Raw genomic sequence first — 16,102 nt, forward strand, 5'->3', positions numbered from 1 at the left:
AGGGAGAGGCGGCGGGCCTCGGCTGTGGCCTTCCCCGGCGGAGAGTGACCTGGCGGCGCCGGTGCGGGGGGCGTTTCCCGAGGTGTCACCCCGCACCGTCCCTGCCCGTGCTCGTGCCGGTGTCCCGATCGATGTCAGGGGCGACGTCCATGTCGGTGGAGGTGCTGCCGTTCGAGACCTTCAGCAGCTCCTCCCGGGTCGTCGTGCCGCGCCGGAACTCGCCGACGAGGACCCCGCGGGCGAGCACCAGCAGGCGGTCGGGGACGCGCAGGGCCTCCTCGGCGTCCGACGTGGTGAAGAGGACGGCCAGGCCGCGTTCCGCCTGTGCCGCGATGAGCTCGAAGATGTCCGTCCTGGCACCGACGTCGACGCCGCGCGAGGGTTCGTCCAGCAGGAGTACCCGCGGGGCGGTCAGCAGCGCCCTGCCGATCACCACCTTCTGCTGGTCGCCGCCGCTCAGCGACGCGACCGACGCCTCCGTGCCGCCCGTCCCGACGGTGATGTCGGTGATCATCCGGCAGACGGCGTCCCGCTCGCGGTCACGGCGGACGAGCAGCCGCCGGACGAACGCGCCCAGCCCTGCCAGGGAGAGGTTCTCCCCGACCGACATCGTCGGGACGAGGCCGTCGCGCCGCCGGTTCCCCGGGACCAGGACCATGCCCAGGCCGACCCGGTCGCGGATCCCCGCGCGCTCCAGCGGGGTGCCGGAGAGCAGGATGCTGCCCGACTGCGAGGGGATCCGGCCGGCGAGCGCCTCCAGCAACTCGGTGCGGCCCGAGCCCGTCAGCCCGTAGATCCCCACGATCTCGCCCTCCCGCACGGTCAGGGAGAGGCCGTCGACGGCGAGGCGGCCCGGGTTGGCCGGGTCGGCCACCACGAGGTCGCGCAGGGTCAGCAGTTCCTCCCCGGCGACCGCGGCACAGCGCGGGAACCGGTCGCCCTGGTCGCGGTCGGTCATCCGCTCCACGACCCACCGGATGCCGACGTTGTCGGCGTCCGCCGTGGCGACCAGCCGCCCGTCACGCAGTACGGCGACGTCGTCGGCGATCTCCAGCGCCTCCTCCAGGTGCGCGGAGACGTAGACGATCGCTACGCCGTTCGAGGCCAGCTCCTTGATGACCCGGAACAGGACCTTGACTTCCGGGGCGGTGAGCGCCGAGGTGGGCTCGTCCATGATCAGTACCCGCGCCTCCTGGAGGAGCGCCCGCGAGATCTCGACGATCTGCTGCTCGCCCGGAGTCAGGTCGCCGACCAGTCGGTCGGGATCCAGATACTCCTCCAGGCTGTGGAGGATCGCCGCGGCGGTGGCCCGCTGGGACGAGCGGTCGATCACCCAGGGACCCCCGCGGATCTCCCTGGCCAGGAACAGGTTGTCCTGGATGCTCAGGTTGGGGCAGAGGCTGAGCCCCTGGTGGACGATCGCGACGCCCTGGTCGGCGGCGTCGCGGGGCGAAGCGAACCTGACGGGCTCCCCGTCGAGCTCGACATGGCCGCCGGTGGGGTGCTCGATCCCGGAGAGGATCCTCATCAGGGTCGACTTGCCGGCCCCGTTCTCGCCGAACAGCGCGGTCACCCGGCCGGCGGCGACGTCGAAGTCGACGTCCCGGAGCACGTGCGTGTCCCCGTACACCTTGGTGACGTCGCGAGCGCTCAGGACGGTGGTGGTCGGGGTCCTCACGCGATCTCCTTGATCGAGACCGGGGTGATGGTCACGACGGAGGGGGTGAGGAAGCTGAAGGCCCCGACGAAGGAGATCTTCTTGCCCTCCAACCGGGGCACGTCCAGGTTCTTGAGAAGTTTCTCCCGCATCTGGTCGTTCAGCGCGGTGGCGGCGTCGGCGTACTCCACCTGGTCGAGGAACTGCCCGAAGGTGATGAACCCCACCGCGTCCCGCAGTGCCGTGCCGTTGATGATCGGACCGACCTGCAGCGAGACCCGGGTGTCGGGGGGAAGGCCGGGGACGGTCACGTGCATCAGTCCCGACCTCACCGTCCCGGCCGTGCCGACGCCCTCGACCGCGAAGGTGTAGGGGCCGTTGCCGTGCCGGACGCCGTACTGCTTCCCGGCCGCCTCCGCGTCGGCGTTCATGGCCTTCACCAGTACGGGCAGCTCGACGGCCTTTCTCTCGATCGCGGGCACGACCTTGTCCTCGTACGTCCGCGCTCCGTACGCGGCCGGGTCGAAACGCCGGGGACCCGCCGCCGCGACGGACTCCGCCGAGCGGTACTGGGTGCTGAACCCGATGGCCGCCAGGAGCGCCACCGCCAGGGCGACGGCGATCCATTTCGCCGGGATCCGCCGGCGGGGCACCTGCCCGCCGCGCGCCCCCGATGCAACCGGCGTGCTCATCTCAGTCCTTCCAATGGGGAAACCTCAAGGTGATCGCTGATCCATCCGCTGGGGGAGAGCCCCGGAAGGTGCTCGCGGCCGGGCGGGGGAAGGCTTACCGGAGAGTCCGGGGATGATCGTCGCTGTTCGGCGAAGGCGTTCGGCGGAACCCTTCGGACGACGCGGCGTGCCGCCGGGGAGTCCTCGCGCCCGCGGGGCGGCGAAGTGATCCTCGCGGCCCACCAGGCCGAGGGCGCGGTGATGCTCTTCATGCTCCGTATACCCGTTCGCACGCCTTCCACCGAATCCTTCCCGAACGGGAACCGGTCGAGTCGCCGGACGCCGTCCAGCCCGCGCGGCGACCTCGCGGGCGAACGCGAGGCCCCGGTCAGGTGAACGGGCCGATGACCACGGTGGGTGTGTCGATGAAATATCTCTACAACCCAAACAGATATTCGGAGCGTCCGAATCGGGCCCACCGTAGGTTCCACCCTGCCCGATGGGGCTTCCGTAGGGTGATCTTTAAGTAGGGCGACACCAGTTTTGACCTGGTTTTTTCCATATATCCGGACACTGATTGCCAACCCCGGGCCGCCCGCCCGTCGGGCGGCCGGATTCGCGACGGGACCCTCGGATGGGCTCCAGGAGGTGTCTTCCGCGCGTTCCTCGTCCGGCCGGGGCCCGACCCGACCTGCCATGACGGGCTTTACCGATGTACGGTGTCGTTTGCTGTGGGATAGATGGGAATTTGTGTCCGTTTAGCCGACTTGCTCGCGTGGCGCGGTCTGTGTTCGTAGGATCTATGCCGAACCTTGACCGCAACCTGTAAGCCTCGGCGGCCGGTGTGAGGCCGGTCGATCAAGCTGGAACGAGGAGAAACTGTGCTGAAGTCCAAGACGCGGCTGCGCGTCGCGGTCAAGACGGCCGTGATCGCCACGGCGGGCGCAGGCATCTTCGGTGCGTTTCCCGCGCTCGCCTCCATCTACGCCGCTCCCAAACCGGTGGCCTACACCTGCACGCCCCCCGGTGGGGCGGCGGCGACGTACACGCTCCAGATGGACCTCACCGGCCCGACGGCGGTAGTGACGAACTCGCCCATCATGGCGACGTGGAAGGTCGCCCCGCCCACCCCCCTCACCGCGCCGGTGGCCGTCACCACGCCCCTGTCTCTCGTCATCGACGCGGACATGCGGATCGACGCCACTCCCGCGGCGGTCCTCGCGACTCCCTCCGACCTTCGCTCGCTCGCCGCCACCGCTCCAGCCGCGACGATGACGGCTGGCCAGCCGCTCACCCTGCCGACGCTGATGGTCACTGTGACTCCTAGCGCGACCGGCGTCGTGGTTTTCAAGCCCGACTCCTTCACCGTGTTCCTCGACTCCGCGGCGGGGACCTCCCCCACTGAGCTGCTGAACTGCGACCTCGTGGTCGACGCCCAGGCGTCCGCCCAGGTCTCCGCCGCCGCGCTGCGGGTGACCGTGGGGACGGGCAGCCCCAGCGCCAGCCCGAGCGCCAGCCCCAGCGCCAGCCCGAGCGCCAGCCCCAGCGCCAGTGCCAGCGCGACCCCCACGCCGACCATCACCGTCACCCGGACCAGGACCGCCGACCCGGTCCCCGACCCCGACTCCGACGAGCAGATCGACGAGACCCCCAAGGGCGCCGCCTCTACAGGCGGCGGCGGCGACGCCGGTCCCGACGCTCGGATGATCATGTTCAGCGGTGTGCTGACGGTGGCCCTCGCCGGAATCGGCGGGCTCGTGCTGCGGCGTCGCACCGCCGGTCGCGGCTGATCGGGGTGGCCGGATGACCACCCCCCCGCCGCCGCCGGGCGGCTGGCCGCCTCCGGGGCCGCCGCCGCACTACCGGCCGGTCCCCGTCCAGCCGCCGTACCCGCCGCCGGGCCCCCACCAGCAGTACGGCCCGCCGTACGAGGAGCCCCCCGGCAGCCGGATGATGCGGTCGGTGCTCATCCTCGCCGGGATCGCCGGGGTGGTCACGGTGCTGGTGGGCCTGCTCTACATGCTGGCCTCGCCCGAGGAGTACGGTCTGGCCGACCAGCGCACCACGCTGCCGCCCCGCGACCTGGCGGCGGCACCGGCGAACCCCTACTTCCAGGCGCCCCCGACCGCGCCGCCGCCCCTGCCCAGCCTGCCCGCGGCCCCGGCCATGCAGCCCTCGTCCCCGGTGCGCCTGGTCATCCCGCGGCTCGGGGTCAACGCGCCGGTCAGGTCCGTCGGGCTCGACAGGAAGGGCGCCATCGAGGTGCCGCCGGTCGGCAACCCGAACCTGGTCGGCTGGTACCGCTCGGGACCCACCCCCGGCGAGGCGGGTCCCGCGATCATGCTCGGGCACAAGGACACGCGCTCGGGAAGCGCGGTGTTCAGCCGCCTCGACGAGATCCGCAACGGCGACGTCATCGAGGTGCACCGCAAGGACGGGATCATCGCCGTCTACACCGTGGGCGGCCTGGAGCAGGCGGAGAAGTCGGTGTTCCCGACCCAGCGGGTGTACGGCCGGTCGCCGACCCCCCAGCTGCACCTGATCACCTGTGGCGGCACCTACAACCGCGCGACCGGCCACTACACCGACAACGTCATCGCCTACGCGACCATGACGAGCACCAAGAAGGCCTGAACGGACCGCTCGGGCCGCTCGGGCCGGGGCCGGGTCTCGGGTTCCTTCGGTGTTCAGGGAAAGACGCGATCATCCTCGCCGCTGTGCGCGCCGCTCCCGTCCAGGGCGCGGGCGAAAGTTCTGTTGTAACCTCCTACTAACCGAACATTGCTCGGTTTCGCAGGCAGCTCGGTTCCGCAAGCAGGAGGCACTGTGGCAGAGGCGTACATCGTCGGGGCGGTCCGCACCCCCGTCGGCAAGAAGAAGGGCGGTCTGTCCACCGTCCACCCCACCGATCTGGCCGCGCACACCCTCGGCGCGCTCGTCGAGCGTACGGGCGTCGACCCGTCCGCGGTCGAAGACGTGATCATGGGCTGTGTCATGCAGTTCGGCCCGCAGAGCATGGACATCGCGCGCAACGCGTGGCTGTCGGCGGGCCTTCCGGAGAGCGTCGCCGGCGTGACCATCGACCGCCAGTGCGGCTCCTCCCAGCAGTCGATCCACTTCGCGGCCCAGGGGGTGCTCTCCGGCACCCAGGACCTCGTCGTGGCCGCCGGGGTGGAATCCATGAGCATCGTCCCCATGGGGTCGAGCATCACCGCCGCCCTGGAGAAGGGCATGCCCTTCCCGTTCGGGGAGAAATGGGTGGAGCGGTACGGCAAGCAGGAGATCTCCCAGTTCCGCGGCGCGGAGCTCATGTGCGAGAAGTGGGGTCTCAAGCGCGAGGAACTGGAGCTGTTCGCGTACGAGAGCCACCAGCGGGCCTCGAAGGCCGTCGCGAACGGCTACTTCAAGGACCAGATCGCCCCGATCAACGGTGTCGAGGACGACGAGGGCCCGCGCCCGGACACCACGCTGGAGAAGATGGCGTCGCTGAAGACGCTGAAGCCCGACGGCATGATCACGGCCGCCACCTCCTCGCAGATCTCCGACGGCTCGGGAGCGATCCTGATCGCCTCCGAGCAGGCCGTCCGCGACCACAACCTGACCCCCCGGGCGCGCATCGTCACCCTGGCGCTCACCGGCGACGACCCGGTCTACATGCTGACCGCGCCGATCCCGGCGACGCAGAAGGCGCTGAAGAGGGCGGGCCTGTCGATCGACGACATCGACGTCACCGAGATCAACGAGGCGTTCGCCCCCGTCCCGCTGGCGTGGATCAACGACCTGGGCGCCGACCCGGCGAAGGTCAACCCGAACGGCGGCGCGATCGCCCTGGGCCACCCGCTGGGCGGCACCGGCGCGATCCTGATGACCAAGCTCCTGCACGAGTTGGAGCGGACCGGCGGCCGGTACGGGCTGCAGACGATGTGCGAGGGCGGCGGCCAGGCCAACGTCACGATCATCGAGCGTCTGTGACGCCGGCGCCCCGGGGCCCCCGGGGCACCTGAGTGTTCACGGGGCGTCCGTGAGGTGGGGAAGGCCCCGGTCCTGGAATCCAGGACCGGGGCCTTTCGCGTTTTCGCGAAGGGGCCCGCGGGTCGGTTTCGCGAAGGGGCCCGCGGGTCAGCGGCCGCCCTTGCCGGGGATCCGGCGCGGCTGGTGGGTCGGCCTCATCGGCGCCGGGGGCATCGGCAGGTGCCGGGGCGCCGGGGGCACGACGTGCTCGGGGAGCGGGGTGCGGGGCTTGGCGGTCTTGGTGGTCCTGGCGGTCCTGGACTTCCCGCCGCGCTTCTGCGCGAGTTCGTGAGCAGCGTGAATTCGCATATGGACTCCTTGAAGAATGTGACGACGCGGTGAGATCCCGGGTCGGACGACTCAGCTGCCGCGTCGGACGAACGGGGCCAGAGGGCTGAGTGCGGGCGGATCGGCGAGGACCGATCGACGCCGGCTCCTAGGAGTTAGTCCACATGCGGTCGAACATACGGCTGCCCACCGAGGCGTGCAACAGATTTGTTCGCCGCCGGTCCAGGCAGAACCGATCTGTCGGGGCCGTGATTGGGGGACGTTTTCGGGACCAACGCCCCAACATCTCGGGCGCGGGCCGCTCTACCCTCTACCGACCCCCGACCAGGGCGATTACGGCTTAGCGCCGGATCCACTGCCAATGGTCCCCCAAGGGCCATTGCGTCGCCCGAGCATCCGCGGAAGGAGCATGCCCGAGCATCCGCGGAAGGAGCATGTCCGAGCACCGCGCGGCAGGCGTGTCACTATCCTCGTGGATATTGGCATTGCCGCCACTGGAGTGTGTGGATCGTGCGCGCCACGCTGAGAGGGAAGCGCCCGTCCCGGCGCGTCGCGCACCCAGAACCACGATGAGGAACACCGATATGACTGACCCGATGAAGGCCGTTGTGCTCGCCCGTTTCGGAGGGACCGATGCTTTCGAGCTGCGCGACGTCTCCGTACCGCGAGTCGAACCCCGCCAGGTGCGGGTGCGCGTCCATGCGACCGCCCTCAACCCGCTCGACTATCAGATCCGTCGCGGAGACTACGCGGATCACGTGCCGCTCCCGGCGATCATCGGACACGACGTCTCCGGGGTGATCGAGGAAGTCGGATCCCACGTGACCGAGTTCCGCGCCGGCGATGCGGTGTACTACACGCCCCGGATCTTCGGCGGCCCCGGCTCCTACGCCGAGCAGCACGTCGCCGACGTCGACCTCGTTGCCCGCAAGCCGGAGAACCTCAGTCACCTGGAGGCGGCGAGCCTGACTCTCGTCGGCGGAACGGTCTGGGAGTCCCTGGTGACGCGAGCTCAGCTCACCGTGGGGGAGACGATCCTCATCCATGGAGGCACGGGCGGTGTCGGCACGATCGCGATCCAGATCGCGAAGGCGATCGGCGCACGAGTGATCACCACCGCGAAGGCCGGCGACCATGAGTTCGTGCGCTCTCTCGGAGCGGATGCGGCGATCGACTACACCTCCGCGGACTACGTCGATGCCGTGGCCGAGCTGACGCGAGGCAAGGGAGTCGATGTCGTCTTCGACACGATCGGTGGCGACACGCTCACACGAAGCCCGCTGACGCTCGCCGACTCCGGACGCGTCGTCAGCATCGTCGACATCGCGCAGCCGCAGAACCTCATCGAGGCGTGGGGCAGGAACGCCGCCTATCACTTCGTCTTCACACGACAGAACCGAGGAAAGCTGGACGCGCTCACCACGCTGGTCGAGCGTGGTCTCGTGAAGCCGGTCATCGGCGCGACTCTTCCGCTCGCCCGAATGGGCGAGGCTCACGAACTCCTGGAGAACAGGCGGTCGTATGCACTGCGCGGCAAGGTCGCGATCGATGTGGCGGGCGAAACTGTCGCGCTTCCCCCTCGCATCTCGTAGCGGAACGCTCCAGGCACTCAGGCGATGATCGCGGTGGTCAGCCCCGCCCGGAGAAGGTGGCGCGGTACTCCGAGGGGGACACATCCAGGAGCCGGCGGAAATGCAATCGGAGGTTCGATCCGGTTCCCAGGCCGACCTGGTCCGCGATGCGGTCGACCGACAGCCTCGTGCTCTCCAGGAGTTCGCGGGCGGCGTCGACCCGCGCCCGAAGGATCCACTGCAGCGGGGTGCTGCCGGTCTCTTCGGTGAAGCGGCGCAGGAACGTGCGGGGCGACATCCGCGCGTGTGCGGCGAGTCCGGCGATCGTGAGCCGCTGGTCGAGCCGCGTCATGGCCCATTCGCGCGTCGCGGCGAGGGTTTCGCCATGGGCTGCCGAGCTGGTCTTCGGCAGGTACTGGGCCTGACCCCCGGTCCGGTAGGGCGCGGTGACGAGTCCTCGTGCGATCTCGTTCGCCGCGCTCACGCCGAGATCGCGCCGAACGATGTGCAGGCACAGGTCGAGACCGGCGGCGGCCCCCGCCGAGGTGAGGATGGATCCCTCGTCGACGAAGAGCACGTTCGGCTCGACCGTGATCTGCGGATGCCGCTCCGCGAGCTTCTCCGCCGCATCCCAGTGCGTCGTCGCCCGCAGGCCGTCGAGCAGGCCGGCATCGGCGAGGGCGAATGCGCCGTAGCAGATCGACGCGATGCGTGCCCCGCGGGATGCGGCGCTCCGGAGCGCTTCGCGCGCCTCCACCGGTATCGGCCGACCCGCCGGAGCGTACCCCGGCACGACGATCGTGTCCGCGTCGGCCAGTGCGTCCAGGTCCCGCGGGACCGCGTAGCCGAAGCCCCCGTGGGACGGCACCGTTCCGGCGGTGACCCCGCAGGCCGACACCTCGTAGGGGAACCCCGACTCCGGATGGAACACCTCCGCCGGGATCCCGACGTCCAGCGGGAGCGCCCCGTCGAGTACGAGGACCACCACTTGATGCGGTCGCCGCATCACCCGACTCCGATCCGGTCGACGCGTGCCGACCGCGTCATCATCCTCGCATATATGCGCATTACCGCCATCCGTGCGCATCCGCCTCAGGGGACGGCGCCTCGCCGGAGTCGCAGGCCGCGCTCGACGAACGCGTCGAGGCGATCGTCCAGGAGCGTGTCGGTCAACCTGGGCATCGCGGCTGCCACCGACCGCGGGTTGGTCGTGCCCAAGCCCCCGCGACGGGCAGAGCGCCACGTTCCTCGCCACGATCAGCGACCGGCTGCCGCATGCCACCTCACTGTTTCCCGGCTACGAGCCGCGTCACCACGGTGGTGCCACCCTCGCCGGCTTCTTGTTCCTGACGGTGGCCCGTCCGTGGATGCCGACCACCCACAGGTTGTGGTGGGAGCGCAGCCGCGGCCCGCGAAGTGTGGAGTCGGCCTTGAGCAGCTGGTCGGCGAGGGCGGTCACGCCGGTCGGCACCGGGGGAGCCGTGCCGGTCGCCCAGGCGGTGGAGCCCGTCAGCATGATCGACGCCGTAATGGCCGCGGCGCCGAGTGCCAGCTTCCTCCTTCAGGGTGGTCCTTCCGGGAACGTCTCCCGACGGGGAGACGTCGATCAGGCAATCGTCCCGAGCTGTGAGCTTCGAAGGAGGATCCTGGGAATTCCCTGAGAGCCGTGGAACCGTAGAGCCGTGAAAAGGCCGCGCGCGGCGCCGCTCCTTTTCGGGAGCGGCACCGCGCGCGGGTCACTGCGGGTCACTGCTGGTCACTGCTGGCTACGGGGGCGCTCGCCCGGGACTACTTGGGTACGCGGGCGACGCAGAAGACGGTCTGCCCGAACGGCGGGCGGACGAAGCGCTCGATGAAGCGGGTCAGGGGCACGACCGTGCGGTCGTAGATCTTGACCAGACGGGGGTCGGGGTAGCCGACGCCTCCGCGGCGGACGGCGGCCCACCAGGCGATGCCGCCCAGGAAGTTGATCGGCTTGAGCACGTCGATGTCCAGGCCCGCCTTGGAGACCGTGCTGCGCAGGGTGGCGGGGGTGTAGCGGGTGACGTGGCCGACCTTGCGGTCGAAGTCTCCGTACAGCTGCATGTAGCCGGGCACCCAGATGACGATCCGGCCGCCGGGGAGGGTGACCTTGGCGAGGGAGCGCAGGGCCTCGACGTCGTCCTCGATGTGCTCCAGGACGTTCATCATCACGACGGTGTCGACCTTCTCACCGATCGGGATCTCGGTCGGCAGGCCGAACTGGAGCACGTCGATGTCGTCGCGGCCCTCGAAGCGCTTCTGCAGCTGCTCCACGCAGTAGGGGTCGAAGTCGCTGACCACCAGCCGGTCGAGGCGAGGCAGGAACGCCTCGGCGAAGTGGCCAAGCCCGGAGCCGATCTCCAGCATGGACCGGCCCACGTGCGGGGCGACCATGTCGAGCTCGTACTGCCGGTAGTTCTTGGCCTCGTCCCCACCCAGGTGGTTCTCCAGGGCCTCGTCACCGGCCGCGGGTTGCACTACGCGGTCATACCCAGACATGCGGTTCCGTCCAGCTCGCTTACGGAAAGGCCGCGGCGAGGCCACGGCCAGGGACAGCCAGAGTCTAGTGGCGCTTCCCTCGCGGCGGCCCCTCAAACGCTTCACGGCCGGTGCCGTCCCTCCCTGACGAGCCCTTTCGGCGGCGAGCACCGGCCGGGCCCGCCGGGCGGCACGCCCCGTGCCCCACCCCGATTACCGGCTCCGCCGAATCAGCGATAAAGCACCAGCATTTCCACGGTTCACGCCGTACGGGGGAAGTTCGGCCTCGACCCGGCGGGGAGATTTGCACCGGGGGACAAGGAAACCCCCCTGGGGAATGGCGGGCCGACCGGTTCGTGATTTGGAAACGGTGCGATTCCCGGTGAGTGGAAAAAGGAGCGCGAATCGATGGAACAGATCCAATGGTGGCGCGGGAACCTGCCCGCGGAGACGAATGGCTTCATCGGCAGGGAACGCGAGGTGCGGCGGCTGCTGGAGCTCCTGGCCGGCACGCCGCTGACCACGCTCACCGGTGCCGGGGGCATCGGCAAGTCGCGGATCGCGGTCAGGGCTGCGCTGGAGCGGCAGGAGCACCACCCCGACGGCACCTGGCTGGTGGAGCTCTCCGGCGAGCGCAACGGCGATCTGCTCGCCCACACGGTCGCGGCCGTCCTCGGCCTCCCGGAGCGGTCCGCGCGGTCGCGGACCGCGACGCTCGTCGAGTTCCTCGCGGGCAGGAGACTCCTGCTGATCCTCGACGCCTGCGAGCACCTCCTGCCGGCCTGCCGCGACCTCGTCACGGAGATCCTGGCGGCGGCACCCGGCGTACGGATCATCGCGACCTCCCGCCGGCCGCTCGGACTGCCGCAGGAGACGCTGCTCCCCGTCGAGCCCTTCGCGGCACCCTGCCCGGGGGCGGAGAGGACGCCGGAGAGGGCGGGAACGGAAAGGTCGGAGCCGGAGAAGGAACCCCCAAAGGAGCCAAAGGAGCTGGAGAAACCGGAGGAGAACGACGCGCTTCGCCTCTTCCTCGACCGGGCCGGGACCGCGGCGCCCGGCCTGGAGACGACCCGGGCCGGTACGGAGGCCGCGGCCAGGATCTGCCGGCGGCTGGACGGCGTACCGCTCGCCGTCGAGCTGGCCGCCGGATGGCTGGGATCCCTGCCGGTGGAGCGGCTCGCCGACCACCTGGACGACCACTTCGAGGTCCTCCACGGCCGGGCGCGGATCCCTCGCCACCGGATCGCGCGCGCCGCGATCGGCTGGAGTCACGAGCTGTGCGCCCCGCGGGAACGCCTGCTCTGGGCCAGGCTCTCGGTCTTCGCGGGAGGCTTCGACACGGCCGCCGCCGAGTGGGTGTGCGGCGACGAGCACCTGGACGACGTACCGGGCCTGCTGGAGAGCCTGGCGGAGAGGTTCCTCCTCGTCCGCGTGCCCGGCGGCTACCGGCTGCCCGCCACGGTCAGGGAGTACGGCAGGGAGCGGCTCGCCCTGCTCGGCGAGGAGGCCCGGCTGGTGCGGCGGCACCGCTACCACTACCTCGACCTGGCGCGCAGGGCCGAGGCCGACTGGTACGGCCCCGGGCAGGAGGAGTGGGCCGCCAGGCTCGCCTTCTCCATGACCGACCTCCGCCTCGCCCTCGACCCCGCCTCCCCGACGTCCGTCGAGCTCGCCGGGACGCTCTGGATCCTCTGGTTCTGCCTGGGCCGGCTGAACGAGGGCCGCTACCACATGACGCGGGCGATCGAGGCGGCTCCCGTCACCGATCCCGGGCTGCCCCGGCTCCTGTGGGCCGACGGCTGCGTGGCCATCGCCAGGGGAGAGCTGGAGCTGGGCCGCCGCCGGGCGGAGGCGGCGCTGTCGGCGGCCCTCGACTGGGGCGACTACGCGGCGGCCGGGCACGCCCAGCTCCGGCTGGCCAGCAGCTCCCTGTGCTCCGGCGCCCTGGAGGACGTCGAACCCCGCGTCGAGCTCGTCCGCGAGTACTTCCGCCGGGCCGAGGCCGCCACGGTCAGCGAACCTCTCGCCCTGGTGACCGCGGCGATGGCGGTCACCTGGCGCGGCGAGTTCGACAGGGCGGTCTCGGTGCTCAAGGAGGTGCAGCGGCTCTGTGACGCGCGCGGCGAGCGCTGGGCCCGCGCCTGCGGCGACTACGTCCTGTCCATCGCCCAGCTGGGCCTCGGCCGGGTGGCCGAGGCGGCGGAGGCCGCCCGCCAGTCGCTCGACGTCAAGTGGCGCCTGCGCGACGCCACCGGGGTGGCGCTCGCGGTCGACCAGCTCGCGGTGATCGCCGCGGTCGAGGGCGACGGCCTGCGCACGGCCAGGCTCCAGGGGGCGGGGGTGCGGCTGTGGGCCACCTTCGGGCTCACGGGCTTCGGCTCGGAGGGCATGTCCGAGCCGAGGACCGTCGCCGAGCGGACGGCCAGGCAGCTGCTCGGCGACGAGACCTACGACGCGGTCTTCGCCGAGGGCTACGAGGCCGACCCGGACGCGGCGGTCGCCTATGCCCTCCACTGACCGCCGAAGGCGCCCCTGAAGGCCACCCGCCCCCGGCGGGCGATTCCGCGCGCCCGCGGACAGGGGCTTCCGCAAACGGCTCGTATGCGGTGGAATCTCTCACGACATCCGTGAAGGAGCCCCCGACGGACGACGACGAGGCGATCACCCGATCGCTGGCCGGTGATCTGGACGCCTACGAGGTGCTGGTCACCCGCTACAGCGCGATCGCGCACCGCACCGCGGCCATGCTCGGGGCCGCCGACGAGGCCGAGGACGTGGTCCAGGAGGCGTTCGTCAAGGCGCACCGCCACCTGGCCTCCTTTCGCAGGGACGCGCACTTCCGCCCCTGGCTGCTGCGGATCGTGGCCAACGAGACGCACAACCTGACCCGCTCCCGCGGACGCCGCGACAGGCTGGCCGCTCGGCTCACGGATGCCGTCCCCGAGCCGGGCGAGGGGCCCGAGGAGGCGGCGGTGGCGACCGACCGGAGGGCGCGGCTCCTCGACGCGGTGCGTACGCTGCCCGAACGGGAACGCGAGACCGTGGTCTGCCGGTACTTCCTACAGCTGTCGGAGGCCGAGACCGCCCAGGTGCTCGACCTTCCCGTCGGTACCGTCAAGTCGCGGACCTCCCGCGGCCTGGCCCGTCTGCGCGAGGAGGTGGCCCGTGACCTCACCTGACGACCTCGAAGCCCGGCTCCTCGCTCTCGGCGAGTCCCTCGACGTCCCGTCCCCGCCCCCCGCCGACGTCGCGCGGGCCGTACGGGCCCGCCTCGAATCATCCCTCGCCTCCGGGACACCGGCTTCCGGGACCCCGGCCCCTGAGACACCGGTCACCGAGACTCCGGCCCCTGGCACACCCGTCCCCGAGACACCGGCGACGGCCCCTGGAACCGCCGCTCCCGGGACGCGTGTCCCCGAGGCGCCCGGTGTCCCCGGTGCTCCCGGCGCGCTCCGGCGCGGGTGGGAGGCGCTGCGGGACGGCGGCCGGGCACGCCGGCGGGCGGCGGTCGCCGCCGTCGCGATCCTCGTCGCCCTGCTGCTGGGGGCGACGCCCGCGGGAAGGGCGGCGGTCGCGGAGATCCTGCGCTTCGCGGGGGTCGAGTTCAGGGCCGGCGGCCCGGGGCCACTGCCCTCGGGGGTGCCCCAGCCGCTGCCCGGCGAGCGGCGGGTCACCCTGGAGCGGGCCCGGGAACAGGTGGCGTTCCCGATCTCCCTCCCGGCCGCGCTCGGCGCTCCCACAGAGGTCAGAACGAGTGACGGCGGCAGGGTGGTGTCGCTGTTCTGGCCCGGCCTGAGACTGGACGAGTACGACGGTAGCCTCCATCTCGTCTTCCGCAAGGAGCTCGGCCCGCCCTGGCCGCAGGAGACCAGCGTGGGCGCCTCGCGGGCGCAGTGGATCCCGGTCCACCACGGCCTCTCCTACCTGCCCAGGAGCGGCGGCCAGGCCGCGGTCCGTCCTCGCCCGGCCGGGCCCACCCTCATCTGGCAGCGGGGGCGGGTCGGCCTGCGCCTGGAGGGCGTCGGGGAGCTCGGCCGAGCCCTGGAGATCGCCCGCTCGGTCCGCTGACGCCGGCCCGGCGCGTTGGCGACCGACCGGCCGACCGGCCGACCAACCAACCGGCCGACCGGCCGCGCGGCGCGTCGCGGCGCGTCGCGGCCGGGGATCGCCCGCTCGGGTCCGCCGGCCGGACACCTGGCGGCCGACGGGTCGCGTGGCGCGTCGGAGCCGGGGATCGCCCGCTCAGCCCTCCGGCGCCAGCCAGTCGTCGATCTCCTGGAGAAGCTTCTCGCGCACGCCGTCCGGAGCCGCCGACGCCCGTACCGACTGGCGGGCCAGCTCGGCCAGCTCCGGGTCGGAGAAGCCGTACACCTGCCTGGCGAGCTCGTACTGGGGCAGCAGTCTGGCGCCGAACAGCAGCGGGTCGTCGGCGCCCAGCGCGATCGGCACCCCCGCCTCGAACAGGCGCCGCAGCGGCACGTCCTCGGCGCGCTCGGCCACCCCGAGACCGACGTTGGACGTCGGGCAGACCTCGCAGGTGATCCCCCGGGCCGCGAGGCGCTCCATGAGCTTGGGCGACTCGGCCGCCCGCACCCCGTGCCCGACCCGGTCGGCGTCCAGCACGTCGACGCACTCGGCCACGCTGGCCGCGCCCAGCAGCTCCCCGCCGTGCGGCACCGCCAGCAGCCCGGCGCGCTTGGCCAGCCGGAAGGCCCCGTCGAAGTCGCGGGCCCGTCCGCGCCGCTCGTCGTTGGAGAGCCCGAACCCGACCACGCCCTGGTCCATGTGGTGCGTGGCGAGGCGGGCGAGCGTCTTGGCGTCGAGGGGGTGGCGGGTGCGGTTGGCGGCCACCACGACGGCGATCCCTATCCCCGCGTGGTCCGCGGCCCTGCGCGTCGCGTCGAGCATCAGCTCCATGGCCGAGGTGAGCCCGCCGAATCTCGACGCGTACCCGGAGGGGTCGATCTGGATCTCCAGCCAGCGCGACCCCTCGGCGGCCTCGTCCTCGGCGGCCTCGCGCAGCAGCCGGTAGACGTCGCTCTCCCGTTGCAGGACCGAGCGCGCGATGTCGTACAGCCGCTGGAAGCGGAACCAGCCCCGCTCGTCGGTCGCGCGCAGCTGGGGCGGCCAGTCCTCCTCGAGCGCGTCGGGAAGGTGTAACCCGTGCTCGCGGGCGAGCTCGACGAGGGTCGAGTGACGCATGGAGCCGGTGAAGTGCAGGTGCAGGTGCGCCTTGGGCAGTTCGCTGAGGGGACGTGGCATTTCAACATGGTGCCGTACCCCGGGCGGCCCCGATCGACGGCCCCGCGGTTTTTGGCCTCGACCTGACGATCCGTTCGCGTGCCGGGGAGGGCGGGAGGGGCCTCGCCGGCGGCGGAAGGAGACGAGGCGGCCTTCGACGGGTG

The 16,102-nt window shown here is 71.5% G+C and carries 14 protein-coding genes; 7 read left to right on the plus strand and 7 right to left on the minus strand.

The annotated features are described in order from the left end of the window. Positions 1-85 precede the first annotated feature (85 nt). Together ACTOQ1_RS27625 and ACTOQ1_RS27630 are read right to left on the minus strand one after the other, a co-directional pair. The gene (locus ACTOQ1_RS27625; RefSeq protein ID WP_440070927.1) at positions 86-1,678 is read right to left on the minus strand and encodes a sugar ABC transporter ATP-binding protein; all 1,593 of its coding nucleotides are present in this window, start codon (positions 1,676-1,678) and stop codon (positions 86-88) included. Further along, positions 1,675-2,349, minus strand: coding sequence for a DUF2291 family protein (locus tag ACTOQ1_RS27630; RefSeq protein ID WP_440070928.1), 675 nt, complete (start codon positions 2,347-2,349; stop codon positions 1,675-1,677). Before ACTOQ1_RS27630 ends, ACTOQ1_RS27625 begins: the two co-directional genes overlap by 4 nt. Positions 2,350-3,209: 860 nt before the next feature. Here ACTOQ1_RS27630 and ACTOQ1_RS27635 point away from each other — a divergent pair. From ACTOQ1_RS27635 to ACTOQ1_RS27645, 3 genes are all read left to right on the plus strand, one after another. Beyond that, the gene (locus ACTOQ1_RS27635) at positions 3,210-4,118 is read left to right on the plus strand and encodes a hypothetical protein (protein ID WP_440070929.1); all 909 of its coding nucleotides are present in this window, start codon (positions 3,210-3,212) and stop codon (positions 4,116-4,118) included. Positions 4,119-4,131: 13 nt separating this feature from the next. Continuing rightward, positions 4,132-4,962: a class F sortase gene (locus ACTOQ1_RS27640; RefSeq protein ID WP_440070930.1), complete on the plus strand. Its 831-nt coding sequence runs from the start codon at positions 4,132-4,134 to the stop codon at positions 4,960-4,962. 192 nt (positions 4,963-5,154) lie between these two features. After that, a complete protein-coding gene (locus ACTOQ1_RS27645; protein WP_440070931.1) occupies positions 5,155-6,300 on the plus strand; it encodes an acetyl-CoA C-acetyltransferase in 1,146 nt (381 codons plus the stop codon). Between the two features lie 147 nt (positions 6,301-6,447). On the opposite strand, the gene ACTOQ1_RS27650 is transcribed toward ACTOQ1_RS27645, so the two are convergent. Then, positions 6,448-6,648 carry a hypothetical protein gene (locus ACTOQ1_RS27650; RefSeq protein ID WP_440070932.1) on the minus strand — a complete coding sequence of 67 codons (201 nt, stop codon included), beginning with the start codon at positions 6,646-6,648 and terminating at the stop codon, positions 6,448-6,450. A 413-nt stretch (positions 6,649-7,061) separates the two neighbouring features. On the opposite strand from ACTOQ1_RS27650, the gene ACTOQ1_RS27655 reads away from it, so the two are divergent. Further along, positions 7,062-8,219 (plus strand): zinc-dependent alcohol dehydrogenase family protein, encoded by a 1,158-nt coding sequence (locus ACTOQ1_RS27655; protein ID WP_440070933.1) that lies wholly within the window; start codon positions 7,062-7,064, stop codon positions 8,217-8,219. A gap of 37 nt (positions 8,220-8,256) precedes the next feature. Here ACTOQ1_RS27655 and ACTOQ1_RS27660 read toward each other — a convergent pair whose 3' ends face one another. From ACTOQ1_RS27660 to ACTOQ1_RS27670, 3 genes are all read right to left on the minus strand, one after another. Continuing rightward, complete coding sequence (locus ACTOQ1_RS27660) at positions 8,257-9,285, minus strand: GlxA family transcriptional regulator (protein WP_440070934.1); 1,029 nt, start codon at positions 9,283-9,285, stop codon at positions 8,257-8,259. Positions 9,286-9,507: 222 nt separating this feature from the next. Next, positions 9,508-9,714 carry a hypothetical protein gene (locus ACTOQ1_RS27665; protein ID WP_440070935.1) on the minus strand — a complete coding sequence of 69 codons (207 nt, stop codon included), beginning with the start codon at positions 9,712-9,714 and terminating at the stop codon, positions 9,508-9,510. 272 nt (positions 9,715-9,986) lie between these two features. Continuing rightward, positions 9,987-10,697 (minus strand): class I SAM-dependent methyltransferase, encoded by a 711-nt coding sequence (locus tag ACTOQ1_RS27670; RefSeq protein WP_440070936.1) that lies wholly within the window; start codon positions 10,695-10,697, stop codon positions 9,987-9,989. Between the two features lie 408 nt (positions 10,698-11,105). Between ACTOQ1_RS27670 and ACTOQ1_RS27675 the strand changes: the two genes are divergently transcribed. From ACTOQ1_RS27675 to ACTOQ1_RS27685, 3 genes are all read left to right on the plus strand, one after another. Further along, positions 11,106-13,214 carry an ATP-binding protein gene (locus ACTOQ1_RS27675; RefSeq protein WP_440070937.1) on the plus strand — a complete coding sequence of 703 codons (2,109 nt, stop codon included), beginning with the start codon at positions 11,106-11,108 and terminating at the stop codon, positions 13,212-13,214. Positions 13,215-13,324: 110 nt separating this feature from the next. After that, complete coding sequence (locus ACTOQ1_RS27680) at positions 13,325-13,876, plus strand: RNA polymerase sigma factor (RefSeq protein WP_440070938.1); 552 nt, start codon at positions 13,325-13,327, stop codon at positions 13,874-13,876. Continuing rightward, entirely contained in the window at positions 13,863-14,765 is a 903-nt protein-coding gene (locus tag ACTOQ1_RS27685) for a hypothetical protein (protein ID WP_440070939.1), read from the plus strand. Before ACTOQ1_RS27680 ends, ACTOQ1_RS27685 begins: the two co-directional genes overlap by 14 nt. A gap of 174 nt (positions 14,766-14,939) precedes the next feature. On the opposite strand, the gene ACTOQ1_RS27690 is transcribed toward ACTOQ1_RS27685, so the two are convergent. Continuing rightward, positions 14,940-15,959 (minus strand): adenosine deaminase, encoded by a 1,020-nt coding sequence (locus ACTOQ1_RS27690; protein WP_440070940.1) that lies wholly within the window; start codon positions 15,957-15,959, stop codon positions 14,940-14,942. Between the last annotated feature and the right edge of the window lie 143 nt (positions 15,960-16,102).

This window comes from Streptosporangium sp. OZ121, assembly GCF_051918885.1.
Lineage (GTDB): Bacteria > Actinomycetota > Actinomycetes > Streptosporangiales > Streptosporangiaceae > Streptosporangium.